14 protein-coding genes are annotated in these 19180 nt (G+C 32.6%); 10 read left to right on the top strand and 4 right to left on the bottom strand.

All coding sequences use genetic code 11. The features are described from left to right. Positions 1-12 precede the first annotated feature (12 nt). Positions 13-1572 carry an MFS transporter gene (locus IW18_RS01715; RefSeq protein ID WP_089081963.1) on the bottom strand — a complete coding sequence of 520 codons (1560 nt, stop codon included), beginning with the start codon at positions 1570-1572 and terminating at the stop codon, positions 13-15. A 445-nt stretch (positions 1573-2017) separates the two neighbouring features. On the opposite strand from IW18_RS01715, the gene IW18_RS01710 reads away from it, so the two are divergent. The 6 genes from IW18_RS01710 (at position 2018) to IW18_RS01685 (ending at position 7057) form a co-directional block, all read left to right on the top strand. Next, entirely contained in the window at positions 2018-2956 is a 939-nt protein-coding gene (locus IW18_RS01710) for an alpha/beta hydrolase (protein ID WP_041515829.1), read from the top strand. A 380-nt stretch (positions 2957-3336) separates the two neighbouring features. After that, positions 3337-3651 (top strand): hypothetical protein, encoded by a 315-nt coding sequence (locus IW18_RS01705; protein WP_041515828.1) that lies wholly within the window; start codon positions 3337-3339, stop codon positions 3649-3651. A gap of 2 nt (positions 3652-3653) precedes the next feature. After that, positions 3654-4214, top strand: a complete 561-nt coding sequence (locus IW18_RS01700; protein ID WP_041515827.1) for a 2'-5' RNA ligase family protein — start codon at positions 3654-3656, stop codon at positions 4212-4214. A gap of 124 nt (positions 4215-4338) precedes the next feature. Further along, the gene (locus IW18_RS01695) at positions 4339-5262 is read left to right on the top strand and encodes a helix-turn-helix domain-containing protein (protein ID WP_041515826.1); all 924 of its coding nucleotides are present in this window, start codon (positions 4339-4341) and stop codon (positions 5260-5262) included. A gap of 154 nt (positions 5263-5416) precedes the next feature. Continuing rightward, the gene (locus IW18_RS01690) at positions 5417-6145 is read left to right on the top strand and encodes an SDR family oxidoreductase (protein WP_041515825.1); all 729 of its coding nucleotides are present in this window, start codon (positions 5417-5419) and stop codon (positions 6143-6145) included. Between the two features lie 147 nt (positions 6146-6292). After that, entirely contained in the window at positions 6293-7057 is a 765-nt protein-coding gene (locus IW18_RS01685; RefSeq protein WP_041515824.1) for an SDR family oxidoreductase, read from the top strand. Between the two features lie 120 nt (positions 7058-7177). Here IW18_RS01685 and IW18_RS01680 read toward each other — a convergent pair whose 3' ends face one another. From IW18_RS01680 to IW18_RS01670, 3 genes are all read right to left on the bottom strand, one after another. Continuing rightward, positions 7178-7651 (bottom strand): PepSY-like domain-containing protein, encoded by a 474-nt coding sequence (locus IW18_RS01680; protein ID WP_041515823.1) that lies wholly within the window; start codon positions 7649-7651, stop codon positions 7178-7180. Between the two features lie 82 nt (positions 7652-7733). Then, positions 7734-8441 carry a LytR/AlgR family response regulator transcription factor gene (locus IW18_RS01675; protein WP_041515822.1) on the bottom strand — a complete coding sequence of 236 codons (708 nt, stop codon included), beginning with the start codon at positions 8439-8441 and terminating at the stop codon, positions 7734-7736. Beyond that, positions 8438-9478, bottom strand: a complete 1041-nt coding sequence (locus IW18_RS01670; RefSeq protein WP_041515821.1) for a sensor histidine kinase — start codon at positions 9476-9478, stop codon at positions 8438-8440. Before IW18_RS01670 ends, IW18_RS01675 begins: the two co-directional genes overlap by 4 nt. A 164-nt stretch (positions 9479-9642) precedes the next feature. On the opposite strand from IW18_RS01670, the gene IW18_RS01665 reads away from it, so the two are divergent. The 4 genes from IW18_RS01665 (at position 9643) to IW18_RS22575 (ending at position 19029) form a co-directional block, all read left to right on the top strand. Then, the gene (locus IW18_RS01665) at positions 9643-11028 is read left to right on the top strand and encodes a TolC family protein (RefSeq protein ID WP_041515820.1); all 1386 of its coding nucleotides are present in this window, start codon (positions 9643-9645) and stop codon (positions 11026-11028) included. Positions 11029-11040: 12 nt separating this feature from the next. After that, entirely contained in the window at positions 11041-14325 is a 3285-nt protein-coding gene (locus IW18_RS01660) for an efflux RND transporter permease subunit (protein WP_041515819.1), read from the top strand. Beyond that, positions 14315-15403 (top strand): efflux RND transporter periplasmic adaptor subunit, encoded by a 1089-nt coding sequence (locus IW18_RS01655; protein WP_041515818.1) that lies wholly within the window; start codon positions 14315-14317, stop codon positions 15401-15403. The genes IW18_RS01660 and IW18_RS01655 overlap by 11 nt, the downstream gene beginning before the upstream one ends. A 635-nt stretch (positions 15404-16038) precedes the next feature. Further along, the gene (locus IW18_RS22575) at positions 16039-19029 is read left to right on the top strand and encodes an ELWxxDGT repeat protein (protein WP_052480044.1); all 2991 of its coding nucleotides are present in this window, start codon (positions 16039-16041) and stop codon (positions 19027-19029) included. Positions 19030-19180 lie beyond the last annotated feature (151 nt).

The following is a 19180-nucleotide window of genomic DNA, read 5'->3' as shown; positions in this document are numbered from 1 at the left end:
TTACATAAATTATTATAGATTAGTAATTGGACTATATTTTGGCACTAACGTTTTCATTACTGCCCATCCTATTAAATAGCAAACTGCACAAATAGAGAAAATAATCATATATCCAGTATTAATTCCGTCATAAACAACAACTCCTGTTTTTTCTAATTCTTTGAAAAACGTCTCAGGAATAGGTTGTGTCGTGAATTGAGGGAATTTTTCTAAAAATGGTAAACCATCTATAGTTGTAAATGTTTTATGAGTGTAATCGAATAAAAGCCCCGATCCTTTGTTGATTAATGTAGAACCTAAACCTCCGGCTAATCCTCCAATTCCGGTAACAGTTGCAATTGCTTTTTTAGGAAACATATCTCCAACTGTAGTAAAAATATTTGCCGACCATGATTGGTGTGCTGCTCCTGCAATTCCAATAACTATAATAGGAACCCAATAACTAATATATCCTAAAGGCTGTGCTAATAAGGCTAATAGTGGAAAAAATGCAAAAATCAACATCGCTCTCATTCTTCCTTCGTATGGATTCATACCTTTTTTCTCTACAAAATAAGTTGGCAACCAACCTCCAATTATTGAAAGTAAAGTAATCATATATAAAACGAACAATGGCAATGCTGCATCTGTAGCTTCCATTCCGTAAACAGACTTCAAATAAGCTGGTGTCCAAAACAAAAAGAACCACCAAACTCCATCAGTCATAAATTTACCAAAAGCAAATGCCCAAGTTTGTTTGTATTTAAAACAATCCGCAAACGAAACTTTAGTACTTGTTTCAGGCACATAACCTGCTAGTTTACTATCAGCAATATCATCTTGTTGAATATATTCTAATTCTGCCGCGCTAACTTTTGGGTGTTTTTCCGGTTTATCATACATAAAAATCCAGAATCCCATCCAAACAAAACCTAAGGCTCCAATAATAATAAATGCCATTTCCCATCCAAAAGATTTTGCAATAAACGGAATCGATATAGGAGCGGCCAACGCCCCTACAGTAGCACCTGCATTAAAAATACTAGTAGAAAATGCTCTGTCTTTTTTAGGAAAATATTCAGCTGTGGTTTTAATAGCCGCAGGGAAATTTCCTGCTTCTCCAACTGCCAAAACAAAACGAGCAAAAATGAACAATGTAACACTTACATTAATAACAAGTCCTGTATCTTTTACAAGATGAATCGCTTCTCTCGCACCTTCAAAACCTACAAACCAGTCTCCAGTAATAATTCCGGCAGTTGCAATACCACAAAAAGCATGTAAACAAGCCCCAAGAGACCAAATTCCAATTGCCCAAAGAAATCCTTTTTTAGTATCTAACCAATCCACAAAACGACCAGCAAACAATAACGAAACTGCATAAAAAATAGAGAATAAAGCCGTTATATTTCCGTAATCATTATTTGTCCAATGAAATTCAGGCGCAATAAAATCACTCCAGGTTAACGAAAGTACTTGTCTATCTAGGTAATTAATTGTTGTTGCAAAAAATAGTAACGCACATATACTCCAACGATAGCTTCCTGTAGTTTTTTTGGTTTGGCTCATAGCAACTGCATCTGTTTGATTCATGGTAATGGTTAATTATAAAAATTTATATTTTTTGGGTAATTTATTCCGCCTTCTAACTTTAATCCAAAAACAAAAGAATCAATGAATTAAATGCTGTAAAACAAAATAATGTAATCGATTGCACAAATATAGTTTTAAATCTTTATATTCCAAATAAATTATATAAAAAATTATTTTAATCCATTAAATAAACATATAGATTAAAAAAAAGAACACAAAATTACATATTAAACAATATATTTGTTAAATGCCAACGGGAAAAAATCACCCATTTTAGATGTCAAAATTGTCCAAAAAACTTTCACTTTTAAACAATTATTGTAAGTCAAGTGCCTTTTGTAATAAAAATAACTTGTTACACTTGCAACTTGTCTGAAATTGACCAAGAAAAAGCTCTATTTTTGAAATCAGCAAATAATTTTACATTCACCTAATTCATCTTACCTTGAAGACTCTAAAAACTAATTATCTAAAAAAAACAGCCCTGTTTTTTACTTTATTTATAGGAATTACAACTCAAATGATGGCTCAAAATCAGATTATTCAATTATGGAAAACAATTCCAGACGAAATTAAAGCTCCAGATTATAAAGAAAATGAATCGATCATGGACGGAAAAGTGCAAAGCACAAGTTTGGTTACAGTTCCAACTTTAAGTATTTTTTTACCAAAAGAAAACAAACCCAATCAAACCGCAGTTCTAATTTTTCCAGGCGGAGGATACCAGCATTTAGCTATTGACAAAGAAGGAACTAAAGTAGCACAATGGCTTAATAGTTTAGGAATTGCAGCATTTGTTGTAAAATACAGATTACCCAACGATAAAATAATGAAAAACAAAAACGTTGGCCCTTTACAAGATGCGCAAGAAGCAATGCGTTATGTACGACAAAATGCCGCAAAATATAATATCGATGCAAACAAAATTGGAATAATAGGATTCTCTGCCGGTGGACATTTAGCTTCAACCTTGGCAACACATTATGACGAAAAAGTTTACGAGTCGACTTCAAAAATAAGTGCTCGTCCAGATTTTTCACTTTTAATATATCCTGTAATCTCAATGCAAAACGACATTACCCACAAAGGATCGCAAATTAGTTTATTAGGTGATAATGCATCTCAAGCATTAATTGACTCTTTCTCAAACGAGAAAAAAGTTACCTCACAAACTCCACCAACCTTTCTAATTCATGCCACAGACGATAAAACAGTTTTACCTGAAAATAGCATTAATTACTATTTAGCTCTTAAAAAAAATAATGTTCCTGCTGAATTACATATATATGAGAAAGGTGGACACGGATTTGGTTTAGGTGTAAAAGACACGAGTAAATTCTGGACTAGAGATTGCGAAGAATGGCTTAAAAACCATAACTATTAAAATAAAAAAAGGGTTTTTAGATTCAGTTAAACAAATAACTTAATCTAAAAACCCACTAAAAATTAGACTCTTTTGTATGCTTGCAAATTTATACAAAGCTGTATCCACAATCAAATGAATATGTCAAATTTTCATTGTAAAAATGTTTCTCCAAAAACAGTTACAATAGAAATCTATATGTGTTTAAAAAGGTAAAAACATCATATTTTCCAGATATCTATAGGACAAAGCTACAAGCAATGATTAAAAAAAACTTACGGTTTTCCACATTGTAACAAAAACTTAAGAATTAATTAAACTTTAGATTCTTCAATTTCTTGTCCTACATTAAGTTAAGACAAATTAGAATCTAGTAAATTTGTTTAGTAAATCGAAAAATTATGAAAAAATTAGAGTTTTTAATACTTGGAAAGAACGAAGCTATTCTGGAAATCTTGCTTAGATTAGTAAATGCAAACGAAAATTGGAATGCAATAGGTTTTAATCATGAAACACTGGCTCAGGAATATTTTCTAAAAAACAACTTAGATTTTGTTTTATTGAGTTCGGGAATCGAAGATCATGTTGAAAAAGAGTTTACCCAATTTTGCATAAAAAATCAGCCCGAAGTAGAAGTTATAGAACATTTTGGCGGAGGAAGCGGATTACTGCAATCTGAAATTTACCATCGTTTACATTTAAAAAACAAACTCTAAAAATGGAGAAACATTATTCTGTAGCCATTTATCCGCCCGAAAATATAATTGCTCATATTAAAACTATGAAAGAGCAATTGGCAACAAATATTGGCTGGTTTAATAGTAAAAATTCTGTTGCACATATTACAATTTGCGAATTTAAAGTAATGGAAAAAGAATTAGAGAAAATTAAACTGAGACTCTTTAAAATTGCCGATTCATTTACTTCTTTTCAAGTCCATTTAAACCATTTTAATGCTTATGAAAATGGCGCGTTTTTTATTGCTCCAAACGAAGATTCAAAATTGAATTTAAAACCTATCTTAAAAAAAACTCAGGAAGCGCTCCAACTTTCAAATCTTAAAAAAAGTAACGATCCACATATTTCAATAGGGAGAAGATTAACTCCGGAAAATCTTAAAATAGCCTCACAACTTTTTACATCAATAGATATTGATTTTTTATGTAATTCTATTGTCTTAAGAGAATTTGACCCTATTAAAAAGCAGTTTTTTGTAATTGGCACTTTTGCATTTAATGGAAATAACCAACCTGAATTAATTCAAGGTAGTTTGTTTTGATTTTTAGTGTTTTCATAAAGTTTGTCATTTCTCTCCCGACGCTTCGGGATCGAAATGACAAAAACGAGTGCAATAAAAAAGTACTTCCTATTTTCCGTATATTTGAATTTTACAATTCACTCTTATGAAATCTCTAGATTCATTTTATCAAGATATCACTCAAGGTTCTTCAATTGAACCGAGTTCGTTATTACCAAATGACATTCAAAAAGAAATTGGTCACTTTAATGTTTTTGATATTAAAGAGCTTTTAGAGCGTCTACAAGGAAAATCTATTATGCCTTATGATCGCCGAGCGTATTATAAAATAAGTTTGATTAAAGGTAAAAACAGAGCTGAATATGCCGATAAAATAATCGAAATTGAAAAACAAGGTCTTTTATTTGCAACGCCAAAAATTCCGTATAATTATCTTCCGCAAGACACTAATCAATCTGGGCAATTTTGTGTTTTTACAAGTGAATTTTTATCAAAAAATAAAAGCGGAATTGATTTAGACGAACTTCCCATTTTTGCTTCGGATGGGTATCCTATTTTTCAGCTTACAGATGAAGAAGTAATCGAAGTAGAATTGATTTTCAACAAAATACAAAAAGAAATCAACTCTGATTATATTTACAAATACGATTTAATTCGAAATTATGTTGCTGAATTAATTCATTTTGGACAAAAATTGCAGCCTATTACAGCGCTTTATTCTAAACATAATTCTGCGGCCAGAGTTTCGTCATTATTTGCAGAATTATTAGAAAGACAATTCCCTATCGAATCTCCAAATCAACGATTAGAGTTAAGAACAGCAAAGGATTTTGCCGAAAGATTATCAGTACATGTCAATCATTTGAATAAAGTTTTAAAAGAAAATACAGGTAAAACCACAACAGAGCTTATTAGCAACCGCTTAATCAACGAAGCTAAAATTCTTTTAAAACAAACGGATTGGAATATCTCTGAAATTGCTTTTTCCTTAGGTTTTGAAGAATTGGCACATTTTTCAAATTTCTTTAAAAAACAAACTTCTTATACGCCTTTGGCTTTTAGATTGTAGATTGTTGATTTTAGATTGCAGATTTGGAATTTGCAGTTTATTTTTTGTGATTTACCCCTTGTGATTTGAATTTCGCAAACATCCATTTGAATTTTACAATTCCCCAGTTCTACTTCGCTCCTACCTTTGTCTTATCAATTTAAAGATCGAAAAGATGAATTTATCCAATAACAAAATTCTAATAACGGGAGGTGCAAGCGGTATTGGACTTGGACTGACCCAAAGATTTATTCAGGAAAATAATACTGTGATTATTTGCGGCAGACGCGAATCTGTTTTAAATGAAGTCAAGACAAAGTTCCCTACAGTAATTACAAAAGTATGTGACTTAGCAATTGAAGCAGAACGTAACGCACTTTATGAATGGATCACAGAAAACCATTCTGATTTGAATGTTTTAGTGAATAATGCAGGCATCCAAAATTGGGTTTCAGTTACAGATGAAAACTTTTTTGAAAGCGCCAAAACTGAACTTGCCACAAATACCGAAGCTCCATTACATTTGACTTCCCTATTTATTCAGTTAAAATCGCTTACAACCGTAATGAATGTTACTTCAGGATTAGCCCTTTCGCCTTTTGCAAAAATCCCAGTATACTCAGCTACAAAAGCGTTTTTCCGTTCATTCACCATTTCGCTTCGCCACATCCTAAAAGCAAAAAACATTAAAGTAATCGAAATCATTCCACCAGCATTAAATACTGATCTTGGAGGTATTGGTTTGCATGACGCACATCCAAGTGTAGATGATTTTATCGTATCTATTTTTGAACAAATAAAAGAAGGGAAAGAGGAACTAACTTTTGGAACAACTACAACAAGAATAAATTCAAGTGTACAGGAGCTAAAAGCTTCTTTTACCGCATTACATTCTAATTTGTAAAAAGTGAAATGTAAAATATGAGATGTAACATACCAAAAATATTGCACTTTCCACATTTTACTTATCACATTTTACTTATCACATTTTACTTATCACATTTTACTTATCACATTTCACAATAATCAGCAAACAATAAACAACTATAAAATGGCAGTAAATACAAAAATAGCTCTAGTTACAGGCGGTAGCAGAGGTTTAGGGAAAAATATGGCAATTGCAATTGCAAAAAAAGGAATCGACGTTATTATTACTTACAACAGTAAAAAAGAAGAAGCAGATGCTGTTGTAAAAGAAATTGAGAGCTTAGGTCAAAAAGCCGCTTCACTTCAATTAAATGTAGCAGAATCAGGAACTTTTGATGGCTTTTTCACGAATGTATCAGATGTTTTACAAAGTATTTTTAAAACCAATAAATTCGATTTCCTAGTTAACAACGCGGGAATCGGAATTCATAATTCTTTTGTTGGAACTACAGAAGCAGAATTTGATCAATTGACAAATATTCAGTTTAAAGGTCCATTTTTCTTAACACAAAAAGCATTAAATGTAATGAATGACGGTGGCGGAATTGTAAATATATCAACAGGTTTGGCAAGATTCTCATTTCCCGGTTACGCTGCATATGCTTCGATGAAAGGTGCGATTGAAACCTTAACAAAATATCAGGCAAAAGAATTAGGTGCCAGAAAAATTAGAGCAAATGTTGTGGCTCCGGGCGCAATTGAAACCGATTTTGGTGGTGGAGTTGTTCGTGATAATGAGCAAATGAATCAGCAAATTGCATCAGTAACTGCTTTAGGAAGAGTTGGTTTACCAGATGATATTGGCAGTGTAGTTGCCTTTTTATGTACAGAAGAGGCTCGTTGGGTCAATGCGCAGCGTATCGAGGTTTCTGGCGGAATGATGCTGTAATTTAGTATCACAATTAAACCTGAAACGTTTTATAAATTATAAAAACAAAACCCGACAAACTATAAAAATTTGTCGGGTTTATTGTCTCAAATATAATTGAATTAGTAAGCAAGCGTGTTTTTAATCTTTTTCGACTGCAACGTCAAATCCTCCATTTTGGTCAAAGACAAGATCATAAAATCGACCTTTCTTTTGTACTCCTACTTCATAAGTTGTTTTATTTTTATCATCAACAACTACTGCAATTTCGCGTATGGCATTTGAAGGGTAATTTTTCTTTAAATAAGCCTGTGCTTTCTGCGGAAGCTTGTTAAGCGGAATTTGTGTTTCAAAAGCTTTTAAAACTCCTAAATTATCATAAACAGCCAATGATTCTGTTTTTTCATTCGTTCTGAACTTTCCTTCGTATCGAATTTCATCATCATCATCTCCAACGTATTTTAGAGCCCATACTGCGGTCTTTCCAGGATACTCTTTTTGAAAAGTAAACGACACTTTTTCCGGTGGTGTAACCACTTTATCAGGAGAAGTTCCGTTTTGACCAATCAAAAAACTACTGTACAAAAAAAGTAGTACAAGCAAAACATTTTTCATATCTCATCATTTTTCAAATTAATAACCAATAGCTAAAGTAGTAAATTTACTACTATAAAAATCAAAAAATGATAATATTTTTTTATTCGCTCTCTTTCTTTATACGGTCAGATAATTCTCTTTTATAAGTAATACCAACTGGTAATTTCTCCTTTTTAATAATCACAAAATCCTTTTCTACGGCTTCAATTTTATCCAAAGCCACAATATAGGATTTATGAATACGTACGAAGTTTTTTTCAGGAAGACACTTTTCAAATTCACTCGTAGTAATTGATGCTAAATAAATTCTTTTTGTTGTGTGAAGCTTTACATAATTACCAAAACTTTGTGCAAACAAAAGCTGATCTAACGCTATGTCAATAAAATAACCATCGACCTTAACATTTACAGTATTAATTTCGACTTCTTCCTCTTTGCTTTTTACATTTTCTGCCAGAAAAAAGCGGTCAATAGCTTTTAGAAATCGGGGGAAATAAATAGGTTTTAAAAGGTAATCAATCACACCGTAATCGTAACTTTCAAGAGCATACTCAGAATAAGCCGTTGTTAAAATAGTTTTTGGATGAGTTGGAATAATCTTTAACAGTTCCATTCCTGAAATTTCTGGCATATTGATATCTAAAAACATCAAATCGACTTTGTTTTCACGAAGATAATCCATGGCTTCGATACCATTATAACCTTGAAAAACCAACTCTAATTGCGGATTTTGCTTAATGTAATTTGCCAAAACATAATGTGCTGCCGGCTCATCATCTACAATTATACATTTTTTTGGTTCTCTCATTCTACAAACTTTTTAAGTTGCAATTTCAGATCCACAATGTATGTGTTTTTATTCTCCTGAATATCTAATTTATAGTTTTTACCATAAATTAAATTCAATCTTTCTATCGTATTTTTTAAACCAATTTTGGTCGAAACCACATCTGTTTTTTTCTGCGGAATCGAGTTTACAACATGCAAATGCAACAAACCATTTTCGACAGTAATAATTATTCGAACAAAACATTTTTCGATAGCGCAAGTTCCGTGTTTAAAAGCATTTTCGATAAAAGCAATCAACAACATTGGCGAAACTTTATAAGCGTTTTCGTTGTCTATTTTGTAATCGTAAGTAATCTCACATCGATATGCCACACGCTCTTTTTCAAGCTGTACGTAACTGTTTATAAACTCTAATTCTTCTTCTAAAGAAACACATTGTTTGTTATTACTTTCCAATTGATAACGCATCAATTGAGAGACTTTCATAATTAAATCTGGTGTTCGATCCGGAAATTCAAGGCTAATACCATAAAGCGTATTAAAGGTATTGAACAAAAAATGAGGGTTCAATTGTCCTTTAAGTGCATTCAATTGCATTTGATTGAATAATAATGTTTCGTCTGTTTTTCTTTTATGTATTCTATAGAATTTAAACACAATTATAGGGCTCAAAATACAAACTAAAGTACCCAAAACACTGGCCAATTGATACACATAACTTCTTTGATGCGAGTTTTGATACAAATGACAATTACTAAACATGTCGAGTTTTGTCATTTCGAATAAAATAACCGAAAACAGGAATACACCACAAATCGTTAAAAAAACATAAGTTAAAGGACGTTGGGTTTTAAATAAAATTGGAAGCAAAAAAAAACGATTGAATTGAGCATGCATATATAAAACGAGGTAGAAAAAAATCCCCATTAAAATAGAAATGAAAGAACTAAATAACATCCAATCATTTTTTAGCGTATAAAGCGTAAATGAAAAAGCAACAACGGCAATTTCCTGCCACCATTTGTTATCCAATATGTTATTAAATTTTATACTCATTATTAATACTTAAATAGTTTACAAATTACGAACATTTTTTTAGTTTTTATTTCCATTAAATGACAAATTCAATTGGTCATTTATAATTGTAGTACATCATTTAAGATGACAATTATCAGTTTAAGACAAATAATTTTGTTACATAATTTCACACTTTGAGTTTTATGTATTTCAAAAAAATTACTTTATTATTCTTATTGATTTTTGCAACCGTAAGTCATTCACAAACCTTGTCTTTAAAAGAAGCCATAAAAACAGGTCTTGAAAATTATGGTTCTATAAAAGCAAAAACCAATTACACCAACGCGTCACGCGAGACACTTAAACAATCAAAGCGTGATTATTTGCCTAATCTTAACCTGTCTGCACAACAAGATTATGGAACCATTAATGGGCAAAATGGTGCTTTGTACGGATTTAATGGTTTAGGAACTGCTTCGTCTGGACCAGCTTTACCAGATCAAAACTGGAACTCAGCTTTTGGAGCTTTGTATTTGGTTAATATGAACTGGGATTTTTTCACATTTGGAAAAATTCAGGAAAAAATCAATTTGTCTAAAATTGATGTTCAGGCCAAAGAAAATGATTTAAAGCAAGAAAAATTTCAACAAGAAATTAAAATCTCTGCTGCCTATCTTAATTTATTGGCTAGCCAAAGATTATTGATTTCGCAACAAAAGAATTTAAGTCGTGCCGAAGTTTTTAAGAGAACAGCCGTTGCACGTGTTAAAAACGGATTATTGGCCGGAGTAGATTCTACATTGGCAACCGCCGAAGTCTCTAAAGCTAAAATCTCTCTAAATCTGGCTAAAAATTTCGTTAAAGAACAAAACAATAAACTGGTCGATTTAATGGGTGTTGCACCTCAGGATTTTGTTACAGATACATTATTTGTAAACGAGATTCCGAAAGAGGTTTTAAGAGGAACTGCAACTTCAGACAGTTTACATCCGTTGCTTCAATATTATAAAACTAAGATAGATTACAGCGATCAGCAAACAAAATTATACAAACGTTTTTATTATCCAACCATGAGCGCATTTGGAGTTTTACAAACGCGTGCTTCAGGATTTAATAGCGATTATATAACAGATCAAACTTCATTCAATAGAAATTATTGGGATGGCATAAATCCGGATCGTACCAACTATTTAGTGGGAATTGGAATTAGTTGGAATTTGACAACTCCGTTTAGAATGAGTAAACAAGTAAGTGCTCAAAAGTATGTTTCGCAAGGTTTACAGGAAGAATACAATCAGGCAGACCGAGAGTTGAAATCGCAACTAAAATTAGCCGACGACAAAATACAAATTACACTTGAAAATTTTGCCGAAGCGCCAATTCAAGTCAATGCTGCACAAAGAGCCTACTTGCAAAAATCGACTTTGTACAAAAACGGATTAACTGATTTAACAGATATCACACAAACATTATACACACTAAATCGCGCCGAAATCGATCGTGATATCGTCAACAATAATGTTTGGCAATCGTTTTTATTAAAAGTGGCGGCCACAGGCAATTTTGACTTATTTATAAATGAATTTTAATTATAGATCCTAATGAATTTAATACGATTTGCACTCCGCAAACCCATTTCGATACTGGTATTGGTTGCGGGTTTATTTTTCTTCGGAATAGGCGCCATACAGGACATTAAGGTAGATATTCTACCTAAAATGAACTTGCCGGTAATTTATATTGCACATCCCTTTGGAGGTTATACACCAGACCAAATGGAGGCTTACTTTGCTAAAACTTATGTCAACATTTTACCTTTTGCAAATGGTGTAAAATCTGTTGAAACCAAGAATATTCAGGGGTTAATGATTATGAAATTAACCTATTACGAAAATACCAATATGGCTCAGGCTGCTGCGGAGTTGAGTTCACTTTCGAACAGAATTCAGGCGGCATTTCCTCCTGGAACACAACCACCGTTTATCATTCGTTTTGATGCTTCTTCTCTCCCAATTGGACAATTGGTTTTGAGCAGTAAAATTAGGTCTAATAACGAATTGCAAGATTTAGCCAACGTTTATGTTCGTGCTTCATTTACTTCGATTCCAGGCTTATTATCTCCGGCACCATTTGGCGGAAGCCCAAGAACAATCGAGGTTAATGTAGATCCGGATTTATTGCGTTCGCATAATATGACGCCAGATCAAATCGTTGAAGCTATTCGTATAAACAACCAAACGGCTCCATCCGGAAACGTTAGAATTGGCGATAAAAACTATATTACACCAACCAACAATACAATTAAAGAAGTTAAAGATTTTGAGAATATTCCATTATTCAAAGGAAGCGTTCAAAACTTAAAATTAGGAGATGTTGCCACCGTAAAAGATGGTGCCGATATTACACAAGGTTATGCTTTAGTAAACGGAAAACGTTCGGTTTACATTAGTATTGCAAAAGCGGGAGACGCATCGACTTGGGATGTAGTTCAGAAATTAAAAGCTGAGCTACCAAAGATTCAAAGTACGTTGCCCGAAGATGTAAAATTATCGTATGAATTTGACCAATCAGTTTATGTAATTAATTCCGTAAAAAGTTTAATTACCGAAGGAATTATTGGAGCAGTTTTAACCGGATTAATGGTTTTATTATTCTTAGGCGATAAACGTGCAGCTTTAATCGTAATCCTAACCATTCCAATTTCGATTATATCGGGAGTTTTATTCTTGAAATTGTTCGGACAAACGATCAACTTAATGTCTTTATCAGGATTGGCTCTTGCAATTGGAATTTTGGTGGATGAAAGTACGGTAACGATCGAAAATATTCACCAGCATCTCGACATGGGCAAACCCAAGGCACTCGCCATTTGGGATGCTTGTCAGGAAATTGCTTTGCCAAAATTATTGATCTTACTTTGTATTTTAGCGGTTTTTGCGCCAGCATTTACAATGGTTGGTATTCCGGGAGCGTTGTTCTTGCCTTTGGCTTTAGCAATTGGATTCTCGATGGTTATTTCATTCTTGCTTTCTCAAACTTTTGTGCCCGTAATGGCAAACTGGTTGATGAAAGGACACGAAAAACACGAACATGAACCTGGTATTACTGATGATGAAGCTGAATTTATTGATAGCGGAATTACTCCCGAATCTGAAAGAGATTTAATCACTCAGAAAAAAGGATATGTAGAAAGAGAAGATACTGACAATAACGGAAAAATTAGTGCTTTTGAGCGTTTCAAAATCCGTTTTATGAAAACTCTAAATCGTTTATTCCCACATAAAAAAGCGGTTACAATAATCTATTTAATTGGGATTACACTTATAGCTGTTGTCTTTCTTAATTTCATCGGAAAAGACGTTTTTCCAAAAGTAAATTCAAGTCAATTTCAGTTAAGAATGCGTGCTCCAGATGGAACTCGTTTAGAGCGTACCGAAGAAAAAGCCATCATTGTTTTAAAAGAATTGCAAAAAATGGTGGGCAAAGAACACATCGGAATCTCCTCTGTTTATGTAGGTCAACACCCATCTTTATTCTCAATTAACCCCATTTATTTGTTCATGGCAGGTTCGCATGAAGCAGTATTTCAGGTGAGTTTAAAAGAATATCATGTCGATATGGATAATTTTAAGGACGACTTTAGAGCCCGAATCAAAAAAGTACTTCCAGATGTAAAACTTTCTTTTGAACCGATCGAGCTTACAGACAAAGTATTGAGTCAAGGTTCTCCTACTCCAATCGAAGTTCGTATTGCAGGAAAAGACAAAAAACGAAATGAATTGTATGCCAATCAAATTGTAGAAAAACTAAATAAAATTTCTTATTTCAGAGACGTTCAAATTGGTCAGCCTATTCATTATCCTGCTATGAATATTGATATTGACAGAACTCGCGCCGCCGAATTGGGTGTTGATATGAATGACATTTCAAGATCGCTTGTGGCTTCGACTTCATCATCTCGATATACCGAAAAGAATATGTGGGTCGACGAAAGAGCAGGATTATCATACAATGTTCAGGTTCAGGTTCCTTTAAACCAAATGAAAAGTAAAACCGATATTGGAGAAATTCCGGTATTAAAAAATTCGCTTCGTCCTGTTTTAAGTGACGTTGCCAAAATTACACCCGGATTTGTAAGTGGTGAAAACGACAATTTAGGGGCTATGCCATACATTACCGTTACGGCAAACATCAACCAAACCGATTTGGGGACGGCAGTAAAAGATGTTGATGCAACAATAAAATCTTTGGGAGAATTACCCCGCGGATTGTTCATCACGCCAATTGGTATGAGTAAAGTATTGGTAGAAACATTAAGCAGTTTGCAAGTTGGTTTATTGGTTGCCATTTTTGTAATCTTCTTAATGTTAGCCGCTAATTTCCAGTCGTTCAAAGTTTCTTTGGTAATTTTAACCACAGTTCCTGCCGTAGTTTTAGGTTCATTATTAATGCTAACTATTACAGGTTCTACGCTTAATTTACAATCGTACATGGGAATCATTATGTCGGTTGGAGTTTCTATCGCAAATGCCGTTTTATTAGTTACAAATGCAGAACAGCTTCGAAAACGAAACGGAAACGCATTAGAATCTGCACGTGAAGCTGCGGCGTTACGTCTTCGTCCAATTATTATGACATCTGTTGCCATGATTGCGGGAATGTTACCAATGGCAATTGGTCATGGCGAAGGTGGCGATCAGGTTTCTCCTTTAGGAAGAGCCGTTATTGGCGGATTATTATTTTCGACCTTTGCCGTTTTATTAATTTTGCCATTAATTTTTGCGTGGGCGCAAGAAAAAACAACAACTCAATCTGTTTCTTTAGATCCTGAAGACGAAGAAAGTATCCATTATATCTCATCATTAAAATTGAAAAATGAAAAATAAAATTATACAATCGACCGCATTATTTTTTGTAGCAGTCTTTTTTCTAACAAGTTGTAATTCTAAAAAAGAAGAAACTCCAACTGTAGAAATTGAACCTAAAGTAGAAACCATTTCTTTAGAAAAAGAAAAACTAACTACAGAGTTGCGTTTGCCTGCCGAATTAACTGGTTTTCAACAAGTAGATTTATATGCTAAAGTAAGTAGTTTTGTAAAACTGCTAAAAGTAGATATTGGTTCTAAAGTAAAAAAAGGACAACTTTTAATTGTTCTTGAAGCACCGGAAATCAGCTCTCAATTGGCTGCTGCCGAATCTAGACTAAAATCGATGGAAGCGATTTATGCAACCAGCAAAAGTACTTACAACCGTTTGTACGAAACGAGTAAAGTTGAAGGAACTATTTCTAAAAATGATTTAGAAATGGCCAACGGAAAGAAAAACTCAGATTACGCACAATATCAAGCCGCAGTTGCAGCCCACAAAGAAGTGTCGATTATGAGAGGTTATCTAGAAATTCGCGCTCCTTTTGATGGTGTTGTTGCAGCAAGAAACGTAAACTTAGGAACATTTGTTGGTCCGACAGGAAAAGGGTCAGATTTGCCTTTATTAACAATTCAGGAGCAAAGTAAATTGCGTTTGGCGGTTTCTGTACCAGAATTGTATACAGGATATTTGCATATTGGAGACGAAATGAGTTTTAATGTAAAATCGCTACCCGAAACTTTTAAAGCAACCATAACTAGAATGTCTGGTGCTTTAGATTTAAAACTACGTTCTGAGCGTGTAGAAATGGATGTTCACAATACTAAAGGAAATTTATTACCTGGAATGGTAGCCGAAGTTTTATTGCCGCTTAACGCGAAAGACAGCACATTTGTGGTTCCAAAATCGGCGGTGGTAAATGCAGCCGAAGGAATATTTGTGATAAAAGTTGTTAATCATAAAGCAACAAGAGTCGACGTGAAAAAAGGTAGAGAAATCGATGATAAAATTGAAATATTTGGCGACTTGAACCCAAAAGATAAATTGGTAAAAATTGCCAGCGAAGAAACTAAAGAAGGCGATACAATAAACGAATAACCTGCGTTTAGTCTTCATTTTAGTGATTACCAAAAACTGTACGCTTAATGCGGCATTTTAAAATTTAATTTTAGAATGTAGATTACAATTTAGTTTAAAGGACGATGCTTTTATAGTATCGTCCTTTTTTTTGTTTTTTTATCTTGCTACGAGACCACTAAAAATCAAAGTTTTGTTTAAGGTGCCCAATCTTTCGGTAAATTTCTAAACTGTAAAGTTTTTTACAACCATGTAAATGTTGCATAAAAAATTTTAATTTAAATTACTTCAATTAAACCTCTTCATTTTTTTTCTAATAGAGATCATATTTCAATTCAAACTATTAAATAATAATTTAAATAATAATTGTATTACAAAATAAAATATATTTGCCATGCATAAAAAACTAATAATCATTAAGTAATTAATGTTCCACAAAGTAACATTATATGCTGCTTTATTTAATATTACAATTAAGCACCAACAATCCACTAACGAAAGAAAGTTTGAAGAAAGAATTATGATATTATAGAAACTGTTCGTCTAGTTAATGAAATAAGGTTTTAGTAAAATTATCTTCTTAATTCCTATATTCATTTATCAAAAAAACTTAATCCTTAAAACAACACAACACTTAATATATTAAAAAATACTAAATGAAATATAACTTTACTCTTATTCTTATTATCGCTATTTTTAATTTCAACACTGCCCAAACGATAGATGCAAATTTAGTAGAATTAAATTTTCATGAAAATAGCAATCCCCACAACTTCACAGCTGCCAAATCTGGATTTTATTTTACAGCTACTGATGGTTTCCTTAAAAAATTTGGAGAAGAATTATGGTATTCTGATGGTACAAAACAAGGAACCAAAATGGTTAAGGATATTAAATCCGGACAAAACTCTTCAAACCCACGTTCGTTAGTTTATATCTATAACACTTTATACTTCACCGCTTCTGACGGAAAAAACGGAGCTGAGCTATGGAAAAGTGATGGAACAGAAGCTGGAACTAAAATGATTAAAGATATCAGACTTAACAATAATAATGATGACTATTATGATGGCCCGTCAAATTTATTAAATTTAAATGGGAAGTTATATTTTACTGCTACCAATGACATCAATGGAGTTGAACTATGGACAAGTAATGGGGCTGAGTCGGGAACTTACATGATAAAAGATATAAATCCCAATGGAAGTAGTAATCCAAGTGGTCTATTTATTTTTAAAAATAATCTATATTTTGTAGCAGACGATGGTATAAATGGACTTCAACTATGGAAAAGTGATGGAACAGAAGCTGGAACTAAAATGATGAATAAAATTAATCCTAAAGAATCTTCGTTTCAGTTTTTCAATCAGTTCTTAGTTTTGAATGATCATTTTTATTTTTTTGCAAATAGTGGAAAAGAAGGTTTTGAATTATGGAAAAGTGATGGGACAGAATCTGGGAGCACTTTAGTAAAAGATATAAGAGCAGGTATCAATTCGAGTTCATATTCTTTAAAAGGAGGAGTAGCAAATAATCTCATAATTTTTGAAGCTAATGATGGAATTAATGGTTCTGAAATGTGGAAAAGTGATGGAACAGAATCTGGAACTTCAATGATTCGTAATATCAATAAAACAAGTAGTAACAGCCTACTATATGATAGTAAATTCATTGAATTTAACAATGAGATCTACTTTGTTGCAAACGATGACGTTCATGGTTTTGAAGTATGGAAAACTGATGGAACATCAAATGGTACAATTTTATTAAAGGATATTAATAATGGTGACTCATCATCATCTGTAGAACAATTTTATGTTGATAGAGTAAATAATAAACTTCTATTTTATGCAACCTCCACAAATTATAAAGAAAAGAAACTCTGGTCTAGTGACGGAACATTGAATGGTACAATCGAATTAGCCGATGTTAAGTCCAGCAATAACTCAGGATTTGTACCTAGCTTCGTTACTATTAATAATATTACCTTTTTTTCAGGTGAAAATGAAACAAATGGAAATGAAATATGGAAAACCAATGGAACGGTGGCAGGAACTTCTTTTTTTGTAGATCTTAATTATTCAAATAGTAGTAGTCCTTCTAAATTTACAGAAGTAAATGGAGATGTTTTTTTTAAAGCAAGAGGAAAAGAATTTGGAAACCAATTATTTAAAAGCAACGGAACTATTTCTGGAACTCAATTAGTTAAAGATATAAATCCAGGATACGATGCTATTGATAATCTCTCCGATATGAAAGTTATAAATGGTACTTTATTTTTTAGTGCAATTGATGCTACTCATGGTTACGAATTATGGAAAAGTGATGGGACCGAAAAAGGTACTGTTATGGTAAAAGACATAAATCCTGGTGGCTCAAGCAGCTTGCGAAATTACAATGAAACACAGTCATTTACTGTAATCAATGATATTTTATATTTTTCTGCTAATGATGGAGTAAATGGTTTTGAATTATGGAGAAGTGATGGAACAGAATCTGGAACTTATATGATAAAAGATATAAAACCAACGACTGGAATTGCTTTTGATGGTGGTTCTCCGAGAGAATTTACTTTACTGAATAATACAATTTATTTTATTGCTAATGACCTTATTGGTACTGGTATATGGAGTACAAATGGAACCGCGTCTGGAACAATTAAAATAATAGACTTGAACGACGTCAGAACTTTAAGAGCTGTAAATAATAAATTAATTATTTTTGCGTCAACAGGGAATAATGCTCCAGATGCTGTATGGATATCAGATGGAACTAAAGTAGGGACCCATCATTTAAAAACTTTTAGTGTAAGTAGTGATATTCGATATAATGCAACTTTTAATAATGAATTATATTTTGTAGCTACCAGTCCTGAGAGTTTTAATAAAGCTCTTTATAAAACTGACGGAACTATTGCAGGTACAATTTTATTATTTGATGGAGCAACTCACCCAACACTACAAAACTTAAGCATCAAGAATATTTTAACATGCGGCAGTTACGTATATTTCGCTATTCAAGATTACTTTGGTTCTAATAAAGAATTATGGAGAACGAATGGTAAAACAACCGAAAAAATTGTCGGACAGGATTCAAAAGATCTTGTATCAATTAAAGATCTTACCTGTTATAACGATAATATATTGTATCTAGCTGAATTATTCGCTCGTAAAATATGGCTGATTAATGATAATCTAAGTAAACCACTTGATCTAAATATAAATGTTTTAAATGGCCCAAATTTTGAAGAAAATAATTCTATATATGAATTAGGAGCAACTTCTAATAATTTATATTTTCAAGGCAGGAATGATCTCAGTGGAAATGAACTTTATATTACTAAAATAAATAGTTCTTCGTTAGGGATTTCTGATCATATCAATCTCGAAAACAATAATTTAAAACGAATAACTGTTTATCCAAATCCAGCAAATAAATTAGTTAACATTAAATCTCTTGATCATTCTGAAATTACTAAATTTGAGTTATGGGATTTCTCAGGAAAAAAAATCTATACAGAATTAAATGAAGACTTAAAAAATGAAGTAAAATTCGATGTGAGTAAATTATCTGCAGGAATCTATTTTATTAAGGTTACACTTTCAGATGGTAAAATAAGCAATGCAAAAGTTTTTGTAAATCATTAACCTTCACAATCTAAAACAAATAATATACATCTACTCCGTAAACTCGCAAAAATTTACGGAGTTTTCCTTTATTAAATCCCCTGCTAGCGCGAGCGTCCAACTCGTGATCACAAAGAATGGCAAAAAATCTATAACAAAAAAACCTCGACTT

The organism is Flavobacterium hibernum, assembly GCF_000832125.1.
Classification (GTDB): domain Bacteria; phylum Bacteroidota; class Bacteroidia; order Flavobacteriales; family Flavobacteriaceae; genus Flavobacterium; species Flavobacterium hibernum.
This window is presented reverse-complemented; position numbering and strand designations above follow the sequence as displayed.

Coding starts and splice junctions, on each gene's coding strand:
- IW18_RS01680 (WP_041515823.1), bottom strand. CDS start 7,651: ATGAAAAATGTTTTGCTTGTACTACTTTTTTTGTACAGTAGTTTTTTG.
- IW18_RS01665 (WP_041515820.1), top strand. CDS start 9,643: ATGTATTTCAAAAAAATTACTTTATTATTCTTATTGATTTTTGCAACC.
- IW18_RS01685 (WP_041515824.1), top strand. CDS start 6,293: ATGGCAGTAAATACAAAAATAGCTCTAGTTACAGGCGGTAGCAGAGGT.
- IW18_RS01655 (WP_041515818.1), top strand. CDS start 14,315: ATGAAAAATAAAATTATACAATCGACCGCATTATTTTTTGTAGCAGTC.
- IW18_RS01700 (WP_041515827.1), top strand. CDS start 3,654: ATGGAGAAACATTATTCTGTAGCCATTTATCCGCCCGAAAATATAATT.
- IW18_RS01690 (WP_041515825.1), top strand. CDS start 5,417: ATGAATTTATCCAATAACAAAATTCTAATAACGGGAGGTGCAAGCGGT.
- IW18_RS01670 (WP_041515821.1), bottom strand. CDS start 9,478: ATGAGTATAAAATTTAATAACATATTGGATAACAAATGGTGGCAGGAA.
- IW18_RS01715 (WP_089081963.1), bottom strand. CDS start 1,572: ATGAATCAAACAGATGCAGTTGCTATGAGCCAAACCAAAAAAACTACA.
- IW18_RS01675 (WP_041515822.1), bottom strand. CDS start 8,441: ATGAGAGAACCAAAAAAATGTATAATTGTAGATGATGAGCCGGCAGCA.
- IW18_RS01705 (WP_041515828.1), top strand. CDS start 3,337: ATGAAAAAATTAGAGTTTTTAATACTTGGAAAGAACGAAGCTATTCTG.
- IW18_RS01695 (WP_041515826.1), top strand. CDS start 4,339: ATGAAATCTCTAGATTCATTTTATCAAGATATCACTCAAGGTTCTTCA.
- IW18_RS01660 (WP_041515819.1), top strand. CDS start 11,041: ATGAATTTAATACGATTTGCACTCCGCAAACCCATTTCGATACTGGTA.
- IW18_RS22575 (WP_052480044.1), top strand. CDS start 16,039: ATGAAATATAACTTTACTCTTATTCTTATTATCGCTATTTTTAATTTC.